Annotated in this window: 19 protein-coding genes; 9 read left to right on the plus strand and 10 right to left on the minus strand. The window is 68.2% G+C overall.

The features are described 5' to 3' along the window. Nucleotides 1–4: 4 nt before the first annotated feature. The 5 genes from WDN01_11445 to speD all read right to left on the minus strand — a co-directional run bounded on the left by WDN01_11445 (nt 5) and on the right by speD (nt 4858). The gene (locus WDN01_11445; protein ID MEJ0026632.1) at nt 5–283 is read right to left on the minus strand and encodes a hypothetical protein; all 279 of its coding nucleotides are present in this window, start codon (nt 281–283) and stop codon (nt 5–7) included. Further along, nucleotides 280–1398 carry a glycine cleavage T C-terminal barrel domain-containing protein gene (locus WDN01_11450; GenBank protein ID MEJ0026633.1) on the minus strand — a complete coding sequence of 373 codons (1119 nt, stop codon included), beginning with the start codon at nt 1396–1398 and terminating at the stop codon, nt 280–282. The genes WDN01_11445 and WDN01_11450 overlap by 4 nt, the downstream gene beginning before the upstream one ends. Further along, on the minus strand, nt 1395–2789 hold the full coding sequence (locus WDN01_11455; protein MEJ0026634.1) for an NAD(P)/FAD-dependent oxidoreductase: 1395 nt from the start codon (nt 2787–2789) through the stop codon (nt 1395–1397). The genes WDN01_11450 and WDN01_11455 overlap by 4 nt, the downstream gene beginning before the upstream one ends. Continuing rightward, nucleotides 2786–4237 (minus strand): FAD-dependent oxidoreductase, encoded by a 1452-nt coding sequence (locus tag WDN01_11460; protein MEJ0026635.1) that lies wholly within the window; start codon nt 4235–4237, stop codon nt 2786–2788. Before WDN01_11460 ends, WDN01_11455 begins: the two co-directional genes overlap by 4 nt. Nucleotides 4238–4363: 126 nt before the next feature. Then, nucleotides 4364–4858, minus strand: coding sequence for an adenosylmethionine decarboxylase (gene speD / locus WDN01_11465; GenBank protein ID MEJ0026636.1), 495 nt, complete (start codon nt 4856–4858; stop codon nt 4364–4366). A 304-nt stretch (nt 4859–5162) separates the two neighbouring features. Between speD and speE the strand changes: the two genes are divergently transcribed. After that, nucleotides 5163–6026: a polyamine aminopropyltransferase gene (gene speE / locus WDN01_11470; protein ID MEJ0026637.1), complete on the plus strand. Its 864-nt coding sequence runs from the start codon at nt 5163–5165 to the stop codon at nt 6024–6026. A gap of 36 nt (nt 6027–6062) precedes the next feature. Continuing rightward, on the plus strand, nt 6063–6581 hold the full coding sequence (locus tag WDN01_11475) for a prolyl-tRNA synthetase associated domain-containing protein (protein ID MEJ0026638.1): 519 nt from the start codon (nt 6063–6065) through the stop codon (nt 6579–6581). 100 nt (nt 6582–6681) lie between these two features. Here the strand turns inward: WDN01_11475 and WDN01_11480 are convergent, their stop codons facing one another. Beyond that, the gene (locus tag WDN01_11480; GenBank protein MEJ0026639.1) at nt 6682–8874 is read right to left on the minus strand and encodes a TonB-dependent receptor; all 2193 of its coding nucleotides are present in this window, start codon (nt 8872–8874) and stop codon (nt 6682–6684) included. A gap of 287 nt (nt 8875–9161) precedes the next feature. Between WDN01_11480 and WDN01_11485 the strand changes: the two genes are divergently transcribed. Next, nucleotides 9162–9755 carry a GNAT family protein gene (locus WDN01_11485; protein MEJ0026640.1) on the plus strand — a complete coding sequence of 198 codons (594 nt, stop codon included), beginning with the start codon at nt 9162–9164 and terminating at the stop codon, nt 9753–9755. A gap of 175 nt (nt 9756–9930) precedes the next feature. Here the strand turns inward: WDN01_11485 and WDN01_11490 are convergent, their stop codons facing one another. Beyond that, nucleotides 9931–11499, minus strand: coding sequence for an FAD-dependent oxidoreductase (locus tag WDN01_11490; GenBank protein ID MEJ0026641.1), 1569 nt, complete (start codon nt 11497–11499; stop codon nt 9931–9933). Then, nucleotides 11499–12452: a DUF3298 domain-containing protein gene (locus tag WDN01_11495; protein MEJ0026642.1), complete on the minus strand. Its 954-nt coding sequence runs from the start codon at nt 12450–12452 to the stop codon at nt 11499–11501. The genes WDN01_11490 and WDN01_11495 overlap by 1 nt, the downstream gene beginning before the upstream one ends. A gap of 124 nt (nt 12453–12576) precedes the next feature. On the opposite strand from WDN01_11495, the gene trxA reads away from it, so the two are divergent. The 4 genes from trxA to WDN01_11515 are packed head-to-tail and all read left to right on the plus strand — an operon-like array spanning nt 12577 to nt 14731. Continuing rightward, nucleotides 12577–13527 (plus strand): thioredoxin, encoded by a 951-nt coding sequence (gene trxA, locus WDN01_11500; protein ID MEJ0026643.1) that lies wholly within the window; start codon nt 12577–12579, stop codon nt 13525–13527. A gap of 7 nt (nt 13528–13534) precedes the next feature. Next, the gene (locus WDN01_11505) at nt 13535–14185 is read left to right on the plus strand and encodes an LON peptidase substrate-binding domain-containing protein (protein ID MEJ0026644.1); all 651 of its coding nucleotides are present in this window, start codon (nt 13535–13537) and stop codon (nt 14183–14185) included. Nucleotides 14186–14189: 4 nt separating this feature from the next. Then, nucleotides 14190–14381 carry a Trm112 family protein gene (locus WDN01_11510; protein ID MEJ0026645.1) on the plus strand — a complete coding sequence of 64 codons (192 nt, stop codon included), beginning with the start codon at nt 14190–14192 and terminating at the stop codon, nt 14379–14381. Next, complete coding sequence (locus WDN01_11515) at nt 14378–14731, plus strand: DUF971 domain-containing protein (protein MEJ0026646.1); 354 nt, start codon at nt 14378–14380, stop codon at nt 14729–14731. The genes WDN01_11510 and WDN01_11515 overlap by 4 nt, the downstream gene beginning before the upstream one ends. Nucleotides 14732–14867: 136 nt before the next feature. Here WDN01_11515 and WDN01_11520 read toward each other — a convergent pair whose 3' ends face one another. Next, nucleotides 14868–15758, minus strand: coding sequence for a cyclase family protein (locus WDN01_11520; GenBank protein ID MEJ0026647.1), 891 nt, complete (start codon nt 15756–15758; stop codon nt 14868–14870). 51 nt (nt 15759–15809) lie between these two features. On the opposite strand from WDN01_11520, the gene WDN01_11525 reads away from it, so the two are divergent. Then, entirely contained in the window at nt 15810–16733 is a 924-nt protein-coding gene (locus WDN01_11525; GenBank protein ID MEJ0026648.1) for an ion channel, read from the plus strand. Between the two features lie 139 nt (nt 16734–16872). On the opposite strand, the gene WDN01_11530 is transcribed toward WDN01_11525, so the two are convergent. Continuing rightward, nucleotides 16873–17295 carry a hypothetical protein gene (locus WDN01_11530; protein MEJ0026649.1) on the minus strand — a complete coding sequence of 141 codons (423 nt, stop codon included), beginning with the start codon at nt 17293–17295 and terminating at the stop codon, nt 16873–16875. On the opposite strand from WDN01_11530, the gene leuD reads away from it, so the two are divergent. Continuing rightward, nucleotides 17294–18007, plus strand: a complete 714-nt coding sequence (gene leuD / locus WDN01_11535; GenBank protein MEJ0026650.1) for a 3-isopropylmalate dehydratase small subunit — start codon at nt 17294–17296, stop codon at nt 18005–18007. The genes WDN01_11530 and leuD overlap by 2 nt on opposite strands.

An 18007-nucleotide genomic window follows, 5' to 3' on the forward strand; every position in this document is an offset into this window, starting at 1 on the left:
GGTTTCAACGGGGCCTGGGCGGTTTTCCGTCGGCGAGTGCCTGGGCGGTCCGGCGGAGGATCGCCCTGTGCTGGGTTTTCGTCAGGGCCGGCAGGCGCTCGAAATCCTCGCCGAGGCCGATATCGGCATAGAGCTCGCCGTCGCCATGCTCGTGAAAGTGCAGGAAGCCCTTGCCGCCCAGATAGAAGCAGCCGCGCGATTTCTCCTTCAGCGCGCCGTGGCGGCGGAGCTGTTCGAGCAGGGGCTCGAGCCGGTCGAGCGCCAGGGGTCCGGCATGCTTCATGGCGCGATGGGATCGGGCGGCGCCAGGAAAGGCAAGTCCGCGATGCGCGCTGCTGCCACGGTTGGCAGGAGGAGGCGCGAAGCGGGCAGCATGACCTCGACGGCGGTGCCGGGCGCGGCGTGGGCTTCCTCGATCTGCGCGAGCGCGATGGCGCGGCGCAGCAGCGGCGAATAGCACGAGGACAAGGTGCGGCCGATCGCCTTGCCGCCGGCGATCACCGGCGTGAACGGCGCGGGCACGGCGCTGTCGATGACAAGACCGGTGAGAGTGAGCCGCGGCTTGGCCGCGAGCGCGCCCTTGGCGCCGTTGAAGCCGGCATGTCCGGCGTCGATCAGCTTGGCGAGGCGGAGCTCGCCGGCCAGCGGCTCGGCCGCGCTGGGGTCGGTCGCGCCGTCATAATCGCGGCCGGGCCGGGGCACGCCGCTTTCAATGTCGAGCACATCCATCGCGTCCAGGCCGGCGGGCAGGATCGCGAAGGGCTCGCCGGCGCGCGCGACGCGGTCCCAGACCAGCGGCGCATCCTCGGCGGCGCACCAGATCTCGTAGCCGCCCAATTCGCCGAAGCGCGACAGGGTGATGTCGAGGCCCTTCCAGGTCTCCTTGCGGAAGGCCGACAGGTCGAGCACGGGATCGAGGCCGAGCGCGGCGACCAGCCTGGCGGCATAGGGACCGGCGATGGCGAGACCGCCCTCCTCTTCCGTCACATCGCGGAACGCGACGCCGAAGCGCGCAGCGGCGTCGGCGATCCAGTCGGCGTCCTGCGCCGCGGAGACGAGAAGGTAGGACTGGCGGCCCTGGCGGGCGACGACGCCCGCGCCGCGCACGCCGCCGCCGTCGCTCAGCCACAGCGCCTTCAGCGCCTGGCCGGGTGCGAGGCCGGACGGATCGCGGGTGAAGAGCCGCTGCACCAGCTCGCGCGCCCGCGCGCCTTCGAGCAGCACGCGCCAGCGCCAGGAGATATCGGCCATCGCGACGCCGACGCGCGCGGCTGCGGCTTCGGCGTCGGCGCCCGAATAGGCCGCAGCGAGCGTGAAGCCGCCCCGCGGCATCCACAGATTGCCGGTGTTGGCGTCGGCGGCGCGGGCATGGAAGGGCGTGGCGCGGACGGGGCTCATGCGAGGCGCGCCCTGATGTGCCGTGCGACGGCCATGCCGGCCGCCTGGCGCGCGGCGCGGCCGGACAGCGCATGCGCGGGCTCGGCATCGATGCCGCAGAGCAGAAGGCCGCGCACCGGCGTCTCGATCCGCTCCGCCGCGCCGGCGAACAGGCGCGCGACGGCGAAGGGCTCGCCGTCCGGCGGCTCCAGCACATCGGTATTCGTTATCGCCTGGGCAAAGCCGGCCGCGTGGCGCTCGATCATCGCCGTCACCGTTCGCACCAAAGCGTTACGGTCGTAAGACGGCGCGACGGGCCAGGCGCGCACGGTGAGGGTGCGTCCGGCTGGAAACATCACGAGCTCCAGCACCGGTTCGCGCGGGACGAGGCCGAGGCGGATGGCGGCGAGCGCGGTCTCGTAGGTCTCGAGCCGCTCGGCGATGACCATGCGCGTGCCGGCGGCGAGGCCGGTGTCGAAGCCGGGCGACAGCGCGAAGACGAGCGTCGCCGCGCCGAAGGCTTCCGTCGGACGGCCGAGCGCGCGCGCCGCGCCGAGGCCGACCTCGCCCGACGGCAACAGGTCGAGCAGGGTGCGGCGGCGCGACAGCGCGGACAGCACCAGCGGCGCCGTCACGATCTCTCCGGTCGCCAGTTCGACACCGGTCGCCGCGCCGCCGGCAACCGTGAGGCGCGCGACGGCGGCGCCGGTGCGGATCGCCGCGCCCGAGGCCTGCGCCGCCTCGGACAGGGCGCGCAGCAGGCCGACCACGCCGCCCTCCGGGATGGCGACCGCGCCTTGCAGGCCGCTCATCTCCTGCGACGCGGCCCAGAGCAGCGCCAGCGCCGAGCCGGCTTCCGGCGGCGCGGCGCCGCAATCGGCCGCGGCGAAGACGAGCGCGCCACGCAGGGCATCCGACTCGAACGCGGCGGCGACGAAAGCGCAGGCGCTGGAGACGCTGAGGCGTTCGAACAGAGCGCGCGGACGCGGCTTGAGGCCGGCGAGCGTGTCCGCCACCGGCCTGTCCTCCCACCAGGAGGGGCGCAGCGCGCGGGCGAGCGCGAAGAGATCGCGGCGGAAGCCGGCATAGGCGAGCGCATCGGCCGGCGAGAGGGCGGCGAGGCTTCTGGCGGTGGCGTGGCGGTCGCGGCCGATCACCGCATTGGCGCCGCCCTGGCGCAGCGCGGTGAGGCTGAGATCGCGCATCGCGAACTTCAAGCCGTGCCGGGCGAGCCTGAGCTCCCGGACGACGAGCGGATCGAGCGCGCTCAGCGTCGCGGCGCCGGCATGGCCGTAGAGGATCGCGGAGCGCTCCAGCAATTGCGCGCGCAGGCCCGCCTTGGCGAGGAGCGAGACGGCGATCAGCCCCTCGACCCCGCCGCCGACCACCAGTGCGTCGAATTCCTCGCTCATGCGAGCCTGCCCGCGCGCAGATCGGCGATCAGGGCCGCGGCGGCGATGGCGCCGGCGCTGCCGGTCGCCAGCGGGCCGGCGGCGGAAGACGGACCGGCGAGATAGAGCCCGTCGACCGGCGTGTACGGACAGCCGCGCTCGAAGCCGGGCCGGAAGGCGAACATCTGGTCGGGCGCGATCTCGCCGCCCAAGGGATCGCCCGCGGTGGCGCTCAGCGCTTCTTCCAGGTCGGGCGGGACCAGCAGCTCGAATCCCAGGACGCTTTTCTGGACGCCGGGCAGGACCTCCTCGATGGCGGCGAAGACGCGCCTGGCGAGCAGGTCGCGCTTCTCCCGCGTCCAGGCGCCGTCGAACGGCGTAAAGGGGACGCAGCCGATCGTCGCCGTCAGCGTCGCCGCGCCGATCGGCGCCAGCGCCGGATCGGACGCCGAGCAGACGCGCAGCGTCGCCGGCAGGCGCTCCGCCAACACGCCGCCGCGCCAGGCGGCGTGTGCTTCGACCAGGCCGCGGATGTCCGGCGTGACGTGCACCGGACCGCGCGGCAGGCGCTCCGGCCGCTCGCCGAGCGCCAGGAGCAGGCGCGCGGTGGAGCCGGCGGTGCGGAAATGCGCGATCCGGCCGATCGCCGGCTTGGGCAGTTCGTTCCACGGAAACATGGAGAGGAAGGTGCGCTTGAGATCGAGGGTGGAGATCACCGCGCGGGCCGCGACCTCGCTGCCGTCGGCATGGCCGACGCCGGCGACGCGGCCCTTGTGACAGCGGATATCGCTGACCTCCAAGCCGCAGGCGATCTCGGCCCCCGCCTCGCGCGCCGCCGCCGCGAAGGCCGTGCCGAGCCCGCCGAGCGCGCCGCGCCACACGCCGCCCGCCGGGCGGACGAGCAGATGGAGCGCCGTGCCGGCGGCGAGCGGATCGGCGGCGCGGCCCTCCAGCGCGCCGGCGGCGGCGAGCGCCGCCTGCTCTTCGCTGGGCGCGAATTCGGACAGGAGATCGGCGAGCGCGCGATGGTTCCAGCTTTCGGCCGGCCAGTCCGCCCGCGCCTCTTTCGCGAACGGATTCCAGCGCGACGACGGCGGCGGCGCGGGCAGCCGCGCCCGCGCCAGCGCCGCGGCGCGGCGCGCGCCGACGGCGGCGTCCAGCTCCCGCAGCGGCACGGCGATCGCCCTCTTGTCCGGCCAGACCGCCATCGCCGGCGCGGGCGGCGTCGCCCAGGCGCCGTGGCGCGCCAGATCGAGCGACCAGAACAGCCCATCGTCGATCGGCGCGACGTCGTCGGCGAAGGGCGCGGCGAAGAAGCCGGGATGGAATTGCCGCGTGGCGAGCAGCCCGCCGGGATGCGGCTGGCGCTCGAGCACGACGGCGCGCAGGCCGGCGCGGCCGAGCAAGGCGGCCGCCGCCAGCCCATCCGCGCCGGCGCCGATGATCGCCGCGTCATACCGCTCCGCCACTCGCCACTCCCACGAGGGGCCCTTTGGGCCCCACGGATAGTAACCCTGAAACGGAACAATATCGGCGCAATGACAAAGGGCGGAAACAGATGTTTCCGCCCTTTGGTTAACGATATTCCGCGAAGCTTAGACGACGCCGCGCTTATGTTCGCCGATCACGATACGGCCGGGATTGAACGCCCGCTTGAAAACGCCCATCGCCTTGCGAGGCTCGGCGTCGCCGCACATGAATACGTCGAAGGCCGCATAACCCTTCTCCGGCCAGGTATGGACGGAGATGTGGCTTTCGGCCAGCACCGCGACGCCGGAGATCCCGCCGCCATCGGTGAAGGTGTGCAGGTGAATATGAAGCAGGGTTGCGCCCGCTTCCTTCACCGCGTCGATCAGCGCCTGTTCGATACGGTCGCGGTCGCCGAGGCCTTCCGCTTCCCACAGGTCGATGATCAGGTGCGAGCCCGCATAGGTCAGCCCATTGCGGGTAATGAAGTGATCCTTCTGCTGATCGTCGTTGTCCGCGACGGGCACAACGGGAGCAACATGGGGACGAACGGTCTTCGCGGAAGTGCGGACTCGGGGAGCCCTGGCTTCTTTGGTCGCCGCAACAAGTTCGAGTCTAGCCATTTCGGGCACCTACCCAGTTAAGAGTTGACACCTGCGCCTTGGCCTTACGGACTTCCGGACGCGTCTCAAGAAGAAAGCGGCGGACGGTAACGCCGTCGCGCCGCTTCAGTCCCCTTTCGGAGACTGAGGGGGAATATAGGTACGCCGTCCCCGCATGCAAGAACTTTTGTCACTCAAGTGTAAAGTTTTTGCCGGCGCGTGGCGCGCGCGACGCGCGGCGACGCGCTCTCGACTCCGTTTCCGGCGCGCCTTAGAAGGCACTCTCCTTCCCGTCACGCTGTCACATTTCCCGCGGAGCAGAGTCATGGCGAACAGTTTCAAGGAGCGTCTCCACAAGGGTTACGCGCAGTCCATCGAGCTGGCGGGCAAGCCGCTCGTCGAGGAAAAGAGCCAGTTCCAGCGCATCCGCATCTTCGACAGCGTCGCCAACGGACGCGTCATGACGCTCGACGACATCGTCCAGATCACCACGCGCGACGAAAGCGCCTACGCAGAAATGCTTACGCATCTGCCGATCTTCGAGCACGGCAAAGTCGAGCGGGTGATGATCGTGGGCGGCGGCGACCTCTCCATCGCCGACGAGGCGCTGAAGCACAAATCCGTGAAAGAGGTCGTTCTCGTGGACATCGACGGGCGCGTGGTGGAGCTCTGCCGGGAACATTTTGCGCAGATCAACGCTAAAGCGTTCAAGGACAGGCGGCTCAAGATCGAGATCGCCGACGCGTTCGAATATCTGGGGCGGCCTTCGAGCAAGGGCCGCTTCGACCTCGTCGTCGCCGACCGGCCCGATCCGGTCGGTCCCGGCAAGGCGCTGTTCGGCGAGACCTTCTACGACCGCGTGCTGGGCGCCCTGAAGCGGAACGGCTTCGCGACGTTCCAGACCGGCGTGCCGTTCTACCAGCCCTGGGAGATCACCGAGGCGCTGGAGGAGCTCGCCGAATTCTTTCCACAGTCGGGTCTCTATCTCAGCGTCGTGCCGACCTATATCGGCGGCTTCATGGCGCTCAGCTGGGCGTGCAAGGGCGCCAAGCGGCTCGGAACGCCCACCGGCATCCGCAAAGCGGCAGCCGCGTACAAGAAATCACGCATCAAGACGGACTATTACAACGATGCCATCCATGCCGCGTCCTTCGCGCTGCCGGAATGGATCCGGCGGCTGGTGCCGTGACTTACCCTCCCCTTGGGGGCGGGAAAGAAGACGCAAATGAGCGGACTACCATCACCCGACGAACGCGAGGCGGCGCTCTATGCGCGCTTCGAAGGCCTCGGCATCGCGTGGACGACTTACGCGCACGCGCCGGTGTTCACCGTCGAGGACGCGGCCGCGCTGTACGACAGCCAGCCGGGCGGGCACACCAAGAACCTGTTCCTCAAGGACAAGAAGGACGGGCTGTGGCTCGTAACGCTGCGCGACGATCTCAAGGTCGACCTCAACGCACTGGCGAAGGCGCTGGCGAGCCCGCGCTTCTCGTTCGGTTCGCCCGACCTTCTGATCGCGACGCTCGGGATCGAGCCCGGATCGGTGACTCCCTTCGCGGTGATGAACGATGCGCAAGGCAAAGTCCGGCTGGTGCTGGATGCGGGGATGCTGGCGCTCGCGCCCTTGAACTTCCATCCCCTGCGCAACGACCGCACGACGGCGGTGACGGCGGAGGATCTGCTGAAATTCGCGCGCGCGACGGGACACGCGCCGACGATCGTCGAGATACCGGTAAGAGCCTGACGACGTTCCGCGCCTGAACGACGAAGGGGGAGGTCCGTTGCAGCGGACGTCCCCCCTCGCGTCGCTTCGCGCCACCTTCCCCGCTTTGCGGGGAGGAAAACTAGTTCAGGTGCCCGGTCAGCTCGACGCCGATCACGCGGGGATCGTTGACGAAGCCGGTCAGGTTGTCGAAGTCGATGCCGCCCTGCAGGTTCGCCTTGTCGGTGATGTTGCGGGCGTAGACCGCGACCTCCCATTGCTTGTTCGGCTCGATATAGCCGATGCGCAGGCCGCCTTCGTAATTGCCGTTCGATTTGAACTCGGCCGAGCGGTACAGGAACAGGTTCGTGTAGCCCTGCAGGTACCAGTCGGTGAAGGCGTAGATCTGCGCGCCGCTGTCGAGCGGATAGGTGTAGCGCGCCGTCATGCTGCCGAAGAATTCCGGCGCGTTCGGGAACGGGTTGCCGTTGATGAAGGCGTTGCCGAGGCCGCTCATCGGATTGAGGATGGTGCACGCCGCGCAGACCCCGACGGTCAGCGACGGATCGTGGATCTCGGTGTGGTTCCAGCTTGCGCCGGCGGTGAACGCCCAGTTCTCGGTCGGGGTGTATTCGGCGTCCGCCTCGATGCCGTAGGCGAGACCGCCATGGGCGTTGAGCAGGATGGCCGAGTTGGACGCGCCGCCGATCGCGGTGAGCTGCATATGGGCGATCCAGTAGGTGAAGCCGTCGACGTTCAGCCGGAGCCGGTTGTCGTCCAGCACCGTTTTGACGCCGGCCTCGTAGGACGTGATCGTCTCGGACCGCGCCGTCGAGAAGCCCGTGCCGAAGGCCAGGTTGCGGCCCTGGATCGAGGGCGCCCGGAAGCCGGTGGCGATGCGGGCATAGAGATTGGTCGTGTCGGTCAGCTTGTAGAGGCCGCTGACGTCCCAGCTCACATTGCTGCCCGAGAGCTGCACCGGCGTCACGATCGGCGCGGTGAGCGGGCCGTTGGCGGTGAGGCCCTTGGAGTCCGAAGTCCAGCGCACGCCGGCGGTCAGCTTGAAGTCGTCGGTAATCTCGTAGCTCGACTGGCCGAACACCGCCCAGGAGGTGTTGGACTGGCGCACGAAGGTGGTCGGCACGAAGAACGGGTTGGTCGCGTCCTCGTACTTGGTGGAGAAGTAGAAGGCGCCGACCTGCCAGAACAGGGGACCGGAATCGGCGGTCGCCAGATGCAGCTCCTGGGTGAACTGGTGCAGATAGGTCAGGCCGTCCTGGGTGTCGGACTGGAACGGGATGAAGCCCGGGCCGCCGGGATTGCCGCCGTCGATGTCGCCGCGGCTGAAGCCGTGGGTCGATTCATAGGCGGTCGTGGAGGTCAGCTTCATGTCGTAGAAGTCGTATTCGATGTCGGTGCTGGCGCCGATGCCGTCGTATTTCTGCGGGTTCTCGTTCTTCGGATCGACGAAGCCGCCGTCGAAGAACACCGTGTCGGGGATGTAGTTGGCGTTCAGGTGGTCGCTGCCCTTGGTCAGGATATTGGCGCGGAACACCGCCGCCGTGCCGTCGAGCGAGCGGCCATGGACGTTGACCAGGATGGTCAGATCGTCGGTCGGCTTCCACAGCGCCTGGATGCGGCCGGCGCGTTCGTCATAGCCGCCGAGCGCGTCGTTGACGTGCAGGAAGGCGTTGCTGATGTAGTCGTCGCGATGCTGGTAGAGGCCGCTGGCGCGCACCGAGAAAGTGTCGGTGATGCCGCCGCCGATCGCCGCCTCGACATTGGCGGTGCCGAGCTCGCCATAGGAGGCCGAGGCGTCGGCGGTGAATTCGTCGGTCGGCTTGTTGGTCGTGAACTTCACGATGCCGGCCGTCGTGTTGCGGCCGAACAGCGTGCCCTGCGGGCCGCGGTCGACTTCGACGCTGGCGATGTCGTAGAGCGGCTGGCTCTTCAGCACGACGTTCTCTTCCACCACATTGTCCTCGATGATCGAGACGGGCTGCGAGGCGGCGAGATCGAAATCGGCATTGCCGAGGCCGCGGATGTAGAAGCGCGGCGCGACGCGGCCGTTCGAGGATTCGGCGTAGAGGCTCGGCACGCGGCCCGCGATGGCGCGGATGTCGGCGCCCGCCTCGAACAGCGAATGGAGCTGATCCTGCGGAATGGTCGCGACCGATTCGGGAACGTCCTGGAGGTTTTCGGCGTGGCGCTCGACCGTCACCACGACGGTCTCGATCTGCTGGGCGGCGGCGGGCACGGCGGCGGAACTGGCAAAGACAAGGGCGCCGATGGCGCTGGAGGCGCGGCAAACGGACTTCAGGCGAGTCGAAATCATGGATATTCCCCTTAGACGGCCAGAATCCCGGTGGCCGCAAACATGTTGCAAGCCCCCCGGTTGTTCCGTCCCAATGTTATTGTATTTGTCGCCATCGTGACGGCCCTGCGAAATTATTGTCAATAAGTTCACCGCGGAATGCCTGAGGATTAGTCAGGCCTGTGGTGCGCGGGTCACGCAAATTGTCACAAATCGTCGCGGACGCAGGGCTGGCATTCGCGCGCCGCGCTACCCCGCGCGGCGCGCGGCGGCGAGCATGACGCCTCGCCAATGACCGGAGAATCACCGTGCCAAGAGTCGAACCACTGGGCGGCGCCACGCTGACGGGACGCTTCATCGCGCTCGAGCCGCTGGGCGAGCGCCATCATGCGGGTTTGATCGCGGCGGCGGGCGCGCCGGACATCTTCACCTACATGCCGTTGGACACGCGCGGCGGGCTCGCCTCGCGGCTGCCGGGGGTCGCGGCGGAGAATGCGAGCGGCGCGATGATCAGCTATGCCGTGCGGCGCCTGGCCGACGACGCGATCGTCGGCTCGACGTCGTATCTGGCGATCGTGCCGGAGCACGCGCGGGTCGAGATCGGCTGGACCTGGTATGCGCCCGCGGCGCAGGCGAGCGCGGTCAACCCGGAAGCGAAATACCTGCTGCTGCAAAACGCCTTCGCGAAGGGATGGAACCGGGTCGAGTTCAAGACGGATTCCAGAAACGCACGATCGCGTGCGGCGCTGAAGAAGCTGGGCGCGGCGGAGGAAGGCATCTTCCGCGGACATATGTGGATGCCGCAAGGCTATTGGCGGGATTCAGTGTACTTCTCGATCCTGGCGAGCGACTGGCCGAGGGTGAAGGCAGGGCTGGAGGAGCGGCTGGCGGGCTTCGCGTAAATTAAATATTGCCATCCGCGGCGAGGCGCGCGTAAGCGCGCCGAGGTGGAAAATGCGCGCGCGATGTCGCCGGATTGGCGACGGTGCAAGATGCCGAGACCATACGCGATGCGGCGCCTGGGTCCCCTTCCCTCGCGCGCGCTGCGCGCGCGAGGGAAGGGGATGACAGCGGGGCTTAACTTCGCAACCACCCCGGCTTCTTCAATCCGAAATGCCTTTGCAGCATCGTCTCGGCGCGTTCCAGCGCGCCTTCGACCCAGCCTTGCGCCAGGGAATATGCCTCGCCGCAGACATAGAGTTCGCTGCCCGGCAGCGGCTTCAGCATCGCGGCGGAATCGGCCAGGCTGTCATGGCCGACCGCAAAATAATGCCAGCCGCCGCCATAGGGATCGACGCTCCAGTCCTGGAACACCGCGGCGAGCGGCAGCGCATCGGTCTTGCCGAGCACCAGCGCGGCCTCGCGGTGGACTTCGCGCGCCAGGGCGGCGTCGCCGGCGAGCTTGGTGAAGCCCGACGGATCGGGCCTGGCCACGAGATGGCGCCAGGTCGCGACATTGTGCATGTCGCTATAGGCCATCAGCACGCCATAGCCGTTGGTGTCCTCGCCCGGCAGCCGGGTCGTCTCGGAGCCCAGGCAGTAGAATTGCCGCGCCGGCATGTCGGTGATCGAGCGGCCTTCGACGATGCCGTGGTCGCGCCACCAGGGATGCTTGTAAAGCAGGAGACTCTTGCAGGCGGGGATCGGCGTCACCGCGGCGATGAGATCGGCGAAACGGCGGTCGGACCGCGCCTGCGGGAAATCCTCGATGCGCTCCAGCGCGCGGCGCGGCAGGGCGAGGATCACGCGGGCGGCGGTGAGCGCGGTCTGCCGGCCCGCGGCGTCGCGCAGCGTGAGGCGGTAGCGTCCGCCTTCCGGCGCAAGGCCGACGAGACGCGTCTTCGTCGCGATGCCGGCGCCGGCTTTCGCCGCCTGCTCGGCCAGCGTCAGCGGCAGGCGCTGATAGCCGCCGGCGACGGTGCGGTAGGGCTTGCTCTCGTCGTCATGGACGAAAAAATAATCGAGCTCGTCGAGCCCGCTCTCGCCGCTGGTCCAATCGTCATAGCCGGACCGATCGGTCGCGAGCGCCAGCTCCTCTGCTGTCATGCCCTGCAGCAGCAGGTCCCTGCCCCGCCAGTCGCGCAGCAGCCGGTTCTTGTAGCGAAAGCCGCCACGCAGCTTCCGCCACTCGGCCGGCGTCATGTGCGTCGCGTTCGGCACCACCTTGGCGATGGCGCGCGCGAAATAGTCGGCATGCGGCCCCTGGTCGGCGTCCGGCACGCGGTAGGCAAAGCGCGCGCGGCCGGCGGCGACCTCGGAGAGAGGAACGTTCTTGCCGCGCAGCATCATGCGGTTTGCCGGTTCGTCGATCGGATAACCGCGCGACGGCAGGCCGAGAGCGGCGACGAGTCCGACGACATGGGCATGCGCTTCGAGGAAGCGCATGCCGCCGGCCTCGGCGACGAGATGCGGCGCCTGCGGGAAGGCGACGGAGTGCAGGCGCCCACCGATGCGTTCCGATGCCTCGAACAGGCGGAGGCTGAGATGCGGGCGCTCCCGCCGCAGCCGCCAGGCGGCATAGGCGCCGGCCGCGCCGCCGCCGACGATGGCGACGTCGAGATCGGGCGCCGGCGCGGCGCGGGCCGCGAGCGGCGCGGCGGTGAGCGCGGCGGCGCCGCCCAGAATATCGCGGCGGGAAAGATGCATCAGCCGGGTGCCTTGTTCAGCGCGACCAGACGGCCGCGATAGAGCTTCGTCAGGCAGGGCACGAGAGCCCCGCCGGTGCAGAGCTTGCCGCGCGCGGCGAGCCAATCGCGCTGGTCCTGGCGCAGCCGGTCGTTGGCGCCGGCGTCCGAAGACGCATGCTTGCTGCGATAGAGATCCGCGACATCGCGGTCGAGCCGCGACAGGGCGAGGTCGGAACACAGCGCGTGCTCGACCGGCGTCGCCGCCTTCTTGCAGTCGAACGAGGGCTGCGGCGCGCGCCAGTCGGGGCGGATATAGCCCTTGAGCGCCGCGAGCGGGATCGAGACCTCCTGCGGGCCGGCGGCATAGGCCGCGACCTGATAGGGCGGGAAGTGGATGTGCAGCGCGGTCGGCAGCCACAGGAAATATTTCAGGCTGAGCGCGTCGGGGCCGGCGCCGCTTGCGATGTCCTCTTTCGTCGTGAGCGAATCCGGACCGCCGATGGTCCGGACGAGCTCGGCGATGGCGAGGTCGCTGACGCGCTTGAGGCCGCGCGCGCCGTCCACGATCTCCGGCAGGAAGACCTGCTCGCCCGACGGCAGCAGGAAGTCGAAGGCGGCGAAATCGGTGTTGGGATGCGCCCCGCCGGTATCGGCGAATTCGGTGAACAGGACGCCGAACATCGTCCTGTCATTGCGTTCGACGTCATAGGTGATGTCGAGCGTGAACGGGTGCTCGCCGGCGACGAGATCGGGCTCGAATTTCTTGAAGTCCGCAACCTGCGCGCGGGCATAGTCGGCCAGCACGGCATCGAGGGCCTTGTTGCCGGTTTGCGGATATTGCACCGAAATGTCGAGCGCCTTGCTCCGGAAGGCGAGGGTTTTCTTGGCCAGCGGCAGGCCGGCGGCCGAGGCGGCGCCCGCCGCCAGCGCCAGGCAGGCGGCAAGGTAAAGAGATATAAAGCGAATCGGCATCCGACGCTCCCTCGACGGTGCGATGGTGGAACCGGGACGCGACGGCTTCAAGGCGGCGCAGGGGCCTTTTCTTTCCCCACCCGAGCGCCCATCTTGAGCGGGACAGAGCGAGAAAGTCAGCATCATGGCATTGATCGGACCGAGCGGCAGGCCCGTGACCTCGGTGAAGCCCGCCAGCGCGGCGCCTTCGCCGGCAAGCCCCCATATCAAGGACAGCGGGCTCGAGACCTTCGCGGCCGACGTGATCGCGGCGAGCCGCGAAGTGCCGGTGATCGTCGATTTCTGGGCGCCGTGGTGCGGGCCGTGCAAGACGCTCGGCCCGATCCTGGAAAAGGTCGTCGCCGAGGCCAATGGCGCGGTGAAGCTCGTCAAGGTGAACATCGACGAGAACCAGGAGATCGCGCGGCAGCTTCGGATTCAGTCCATTCCAGCAGTCTTCGCGTTCAAGGACGGACAGCCGGTCGACGGCTTCATGGGCGCCATTCCCGAAAGCCAGGTGCGCCAGTTCATCGCCGGCCTCGCCGGCGACGGCCATGGCGGCCACGATCATGCCGAGGAAGTCCTCGCCATGGCGGAGGAAGCCTTCGCGGCGGGCGATGTCGGCCAGGCGGCGCAGGCTTACGCCCATGTGCTGCAGGACGAGCCGGGACATCCCAAGGCGGTGGCGGGGCTCGCGCGCTGCTATCTGAAAAGCGGCGATCTGGAGCGGGCGAAGCAGACCCTGCAGCTCGTGCGGCCCGACGGCACCGGCGACGAGGCGGTGCGCGCGGTCGAGGCCGAGCTCAAGCTGCGCGAGCAGGCGGCGGCCGCGGCCAGCGGCCTCGAAGCCGCCAAGGCGAAGATCGAGGCGGATCCCAAGGACCATCAGGCGCGCTTCGACTATGCGCTGGCGCTCGACGGCGCGGGCGACCGCGAGGGCGCGATCGACCAGCTTCTCGACATCGTGCGGCGCGACCGCAAATGGAACGAGGATGGGGCGCGCAAGCACCTCGTGACGCTGTTCGAGGCGATGGGCCCGACCGATCCGCGCACCATCGACGCGCGGCGCCGGCTTTCCTCCATTCTCTTCTCGTGAGGCCGACATGGCTGGGCGCTATCATTCGACCGACGACCTGCCGCGCACGCTGGGCATCTTTCCGCTGACCGGCGTGCTGCTTCTGCCGCGCGGGCATCTGCCGCTCAACGTATTCGAGCCGCGCTACCTGGCGCTGGTGGAATCGGCGATCTCGGGCAGCCGGCTGATCGGCCTGATCCAGCCGACCGAGCACGAGGACAAGGCACTGAAGCCCGCGCTGACGCAGATCGGCTGCGCCGGGCGCATCACCGCCTATCGCGAGACCGAGGACGGGCGCTATCTCATCACCCTGACCGGCATCTGCCGCTTCCGCGTGGCGGAGGAGCTGGACACGCCGGCCTCGTTCCGCGCCGTGAAGCCCGACTTCGCGCCCTTCGCCGGCGACCTTGCCGAGCGCGACGACCAGGACTTCCCGCGCGAGCGCCTGCTGGCGGCGCTCAACGAATATCTGTCGCGCCGCGAGCTGAAGGCGGATTGGAAAAGCGTGATGAACGCGCCGGCGGAAACGCTGGTCAACGCGCTCGCCATGCTCTGCCCGTTCGAGCCGAACGAGAAGCAGGCGCTGCTGGAAGCGCCGGAATGGACCGACCGGGTCAGCACGCTCCTGGCGCTGCTCGAAATGGCGGGGACCTCGACCGGTTCGAACACGGTCAATTGAGGCGATGCAGACCGATCCCAAGCTGCTCGAAATCCTGGTCTGTCCGGTGACCAAGGGGCCGCTAACCTATGACCGCGAACGCCAAGAGCTGGTGAGCCGGCAGGCGGGCCTCGCCTATCCGATCCGCGCGGGGGTGCCGATCATGCTGGCCTCCGAGGCGCGCGAGCTTTCCGACGCCGAGCGCGACGCGCGATGACGGCGGCGGCGACCAGGCCCTGGCCGGTCGAGCTTCGGCTCAATCCGGCGAAGACCCAGCTCACAGTCGAGTTCGACACCGGCGAGCGCTTCGTGCTGCCGGCGGAATATCTGCGGGTGGAATCGCCCAGCGCCGAGGTGCAGGGCCATGGCCAGGGGCAGAAGCAGATCGTGACCGGCAAGGCCGGCGTGACGATCCGGGCGCTGGAGCCGGTCGGCAATTACGCGGTGCGGATCGTGTTCGACGACGGCCACGACACCGGGCTGTTCTCCTGGGACTACCTGCACGAGCTGGGACGCGAGCAGCGCGCCAAATGGGTGGCGTATCTGAAGGCGAGCGGCAGGGCGTAGAGGCTTGCTCGCGCCTGGCGAGCCGGGTGTCCGCCAAGCCGGTACCCCTCACCTAGCAAAATCCAAGCGCTTAGCTTCGCTGTGCTACGCTAAGCGCAGGATTTTGCGTCCTCTCCCGCTCGCGGGAGAGGAAAACTCATCGTACCCGCGCGCCGGCTTTCGGGTCCCAGTGGAGCGGATGCGCGGATTTCGGCAGCGGTGCGTCGCCTCGTCCCGGCGTGTCGCCGTATTTCCACGAACTCGGACAGATCGCGATGTAGCGGGCGTAGCCGCCGGTGCCGCCCTTCAGCTTCGGAAAACCGAAGGCGAGGAGACAACCCGTCGCCGCCACCTTGTCGAGATTGGCCACGCCCTCCGCCTGCGCGTAGCCGTGATGCATCAGCCAGGATTCGCCTTCCAGCGTCGGCGTCGTGTCGGTGTCGAGCGCCTCATGGCCGTGGAACAGGATGTGCCGCTGCAGATGCAGGAACTGAAGCGCCGCCAGCGTCACGCCGGGGAATTGCGTCTCGGCGGCGAGCTTGGGGTCCGGCCAGCGCTTCGACCAGTCGGAGCGGATGAAGACCACCGAGCCGGCGGGAATGCGGCCATGCATCTTCTCCCAGGCCAGGACGTCGCCGACCTGCATCTGATAGCCGAAATTCTTCTTCACCTGCGGCACGATGGAGATCACGACCAGAGGGCGCAGCGAATAGCTCGCGGGCAATTCGTCGATCGCGGGATATTCCGGCGCCCAATGCGCCGGCGGATCGAGCTGGGTGCCGAGCTGGTCGGTCTGCAGATCGTAGTGCGAGGCCTCGAAGCCGTCCGCCTTGTAGGTGTAGGGCTTGCCGGTCAGGGGATCGACCGTCGGCGCGAAGGCCGAAGGCGCGAAACCGTGCCACACCGGAATGCCCGGCGCGATGGTATGGGTGAGATCGATGTATTTCGCGTGCGCGAAATTTTTCTCGTAAATGTCCCAGAGCCCCTCGGCGCGGGCGGAACCCGCCAGCAGGAGCAGGGTTGTTGCCGTCAGGACGGTAAACCGCATATCTCTCCCTCCAGGAACGGTTCAGCGTATGCCACAGGAACGGGCCGTAGCGTGAGCATAGAACGCGAAAATCCCGACGGCGGCGCGGGCGAGCCGATCGCGCCGTCGCGCTGGGCGCCCAACCTGATGTTCGCCCCGCCGGGCGCGCGCGTCGCCATCGTGAAGGGCCAGGACCATACGCGGTGGAAGGATTTCTACCACACGGCGCTGACCGCGCCGTGGTGGCTGTTCTTCCTGGGCCTGTTCGCGTTCTTCGTCGCCGTCACCGCGTTCTTCGCCCTGCTCTATCTCGCCGATCCGACGCCGCTGGCGCATGCCCGCCACGGCAATTTCTGGGACGTCTATCTGTTCGCGATCGAGACCATCACCTCGATCAACTATTCCGGCTTCGCGCCGCAGACCACCTATGCCCGGATCGTGGTGAGCGTGGAGGGTTTCTTCGGCCTGCTCATGACGGCGCTGTTCACCGGCTCGATGTTCGCGCGGTTCTCGCGGCCCTTCGCGCGGATCGTGTTCTCGCGCTGCGCCGTGGTCATGCCCTATGACGGCGTGCCGACGCTGATGTTCCGCGCCGCCAACCAGCGCGGCAATTCCATCGTCGACGCCGAGATCCGCGTGACGCTGGCGCGCCAGCAGGCGTCGCGCGAGGGGATCGTGATGCGGCGGTTCGAGGACCTGCGCCCGGCGCGGCCGCGCAGCTCGCTGTTCGCGCTGTCCTGGACCATCATGCACCGGGTGGACCGCCACAGCCCGCTCTACGGCGTCACGCGGGAGACGATGATCGAGCAGGACATGGAGATCATCGTGATGCTGAGCGGGCTGGACGAGGCGCTGGCCGACCGGGTCTATGCCCGCCATTCCTATTCCGCCATCGACATCGTGTGGGGGCACAAATTCGTCGACGTGCTGTCGTCGGACAAGCACGGCCGCCGGGTGGTGGACCTGACGCGGTTCCACGATACGCAGCCGGTGTAGAGCGCCGGAGTCAAATGCAAAGAAAAAGTCGTCATCGCCCGCTTTATGCGGGCGACCCAATTTTTCTTCATGCGGCCAAAATGGGTTGCCCGGACAAGCCGGGCAATGACGAATTTGGGGATAGTGGGCGAGTCCTGATCTAACTTCGCCCCATCGCCCGCTTCTCCATCGCGATGATCGGGCCGTCGGTGAAGAGGTATTCGCGCAGCTCCTTGTCGAAGCGCGCGTCGGCGCGGCGCAGCCATTCCAGGATCATCGAGGCGTGCTCGATCTCCTCGTCCGCGTTGTGCAGGAGGATCGCCTTCAACTCCTCGTCGTCGGTGTCCTCGGCGCGCTGGCGGTACCAGTCGACCGCCTCCAGCTCCTCGCGGATCGAGTTGATCGCGTAGTGCATGTGCAGCGTCTTCTGCGACAGCTTGGCGCGCGGGATGTGGAGGTCCCCGCCGCTCAGGGGCGGCGGCGCGGGCGGCGCGGGGGCGGGCTTGGGCGGCTCGGGCGCCGGAGCGGCTTCGATTTTCGGCGGTGCCGCAGCCTGACGCCTGCCACGCAAGAACCCGAACATGCCACCACCCCATCACTGCCCCGAGGTCAAGCCTAGCGCGTCGGCGGGCGGATTGGAACAATTCCAGCTTGAGGGCATGTGGTCGCATCGCTATGGTCGCGCCGCCATGGAACCATTCAAGAAACTCGAAGGCGTCGCGGCGCCCCTGCCGATGATCAATGTCGACACCGACATGATCATCCCCAAGCAATTCCTGAAAACCATCAAGCGCACCGGCCTCGGCTCGGCGCTGTTCCACGAAATGCGCACGCGTCCCGACGGGAGCCTGAACCCCGACTTCGTGCTGAACAAGCCGGCCAACAAGAAGGCGCAGATCCTCGTCACGGGCGAGAATTTCGGCTGCGGCTCGAGCCGCGAGCACGCGCCCTGGGCACTGCTCGACTACGGCATACGCTGCGTGCTGGCGCCGAGCTTCGCGGACATCTTCTACAACAACTGCTTCAAGAACGGCATCCTGCCGATCGCGCTGCCGCAAGCGGAGATCGACAAGCTGATGGACGACGCCGAGCGCGGCGCCAATGCGGTGCTCTCCATCGACCTGGAGAAACAGGAAATCCGCGGGCCGGACGGCGGCTGCATCAAATTCGACATCGACCCGTTCCGCAAGCAATGCCTGCTGAACGGCTGGGACGATATCGGGCTGACGCTGCGCGCCGAGCAGAAGATCTCCGACTTCGAGGCCAAGCGCGCCCGCGACATGCCGTGGGCGTGA

This window comes from Rhizomicrobium sp. (genome assembly GCA_037200985.1).
Classification (GTDB): domain Bacteria; phylum Pseudomonadota; class Alphaproteobacteria; order Micropepsales; family Micropepsaceae; genus Rhizomicrobium.

Bases quoted from the DNA above. Each gene is read 5' to 3' on its own strand.
- WDN01_11445 (MEJ0026632.1), bottom strand. From the start codon at position 283: ATGAAGCATGCCGGACCCCTGGCGCTCGACCGGCTCGAGCCCCTGCTC.
- WDN01_11450 (MEJ0026633.1), bottom strand. From the start codon at position 1,398: ATGAGCCCCGTCCGCGCCACGCCCTTCCATGCCCGCGCCGCCGACGCC.
- WDN01_11455 (MEJ0026634.1), bottom strand. From the start codon at position 2,789: ATGAGCGAGGAATTCGACGCACTGGTGGTCGGCGGCGGGGTCGAGGGG.
- speD (MEJ0026636.1), bottom strand. From the start codon at position 4,858: ATGGCTAGACTCGAACTTGTTGCGGCGACCAAAGAAGCCAGGGCTCCC.
- speE (MEJ0026637.1), top strand. From the start codon at position 5,163: ATGGCGAACAGTTTCAAGGAGCGTCTCCACAAGGGTTACGCGCAGTCC.
- WDN01_11475 (MEJ0026638.1), top strand. From the start codon at position 6,063: ATGAGCGGACTACCATCACCCGACGAACGCGAGGCGGCGCTCTATGCG.
- WDN01_11480 (MEJ0026639.1), bottom strand. From the start codon at position 8,874: ATGATTTCGACTCGCCTGAAGTCCGTTTGCCGCGCCTCCAGCGCCATC.
- WDN01_11490 (MEJ0026641.1), bottom strand. From the start codon at position 11,499: ATGCATCTTTCCCGCCGCGATATTCTGGGCGGCGCCGCCGCGCTCACC.
- WDN01_11495 (MEJ0026642.1), bottom strand. From the start codon at position 12,452: ATGCCGATTCGCTTTATATCTCTTTACCTTGCCGCCTGCCTGGCGCTG.
- trxA (MEJ0026643.1), top strand. From the start codon at position 12,577: ATGGCATTGATCGGACCGAGCGGCAGGCCCGTGACCTCGGTGAAGCCC.
- WDN01_11505 (MEJ0026644.1), top strand. From the start codon at position 13,535: ATGGCTGGGCGCTATCATTCGACCGACGACCTGCCGCGCACGCTGGGC.
- WDN01_11510 (MEJ0026645.1), top strand. From the start codon at position 14,190: ATGCAGACCGATCCCAAGCTGCTCGAAATCCTGGTCTGTCCGGTGACC.
- WDN01_11515 (MEJ0026646.1), top strand. From the start codon at position 14,378: ATGACGGCGGCGGCGACCAGGCCCTGGCCGGTCGAGCTTCGGCTCAAT.
- WDN01_11520 (MEJ0026647.1), bottom strand. From the start codon at position 15,758: ATGCGGTTTACCGTCCTGACGGCAACAACCCTGCTCCTGCTGGCGGGT.
- leuD (MEJ0026650.1), top strand. From the start codon at position 17,294: ATGCCACCACCCCATCACTGCCCCGAGGTCAAGCCTAGCGCGTCGGCG.
- WDN01_11530 (MEJ0026649.1), bottom strand. From the start codon at position 17,295: ATGTTCGGGTTCTTGCGTGGCAGGCGTCAGGCTGCGGCACCGCCGAAA.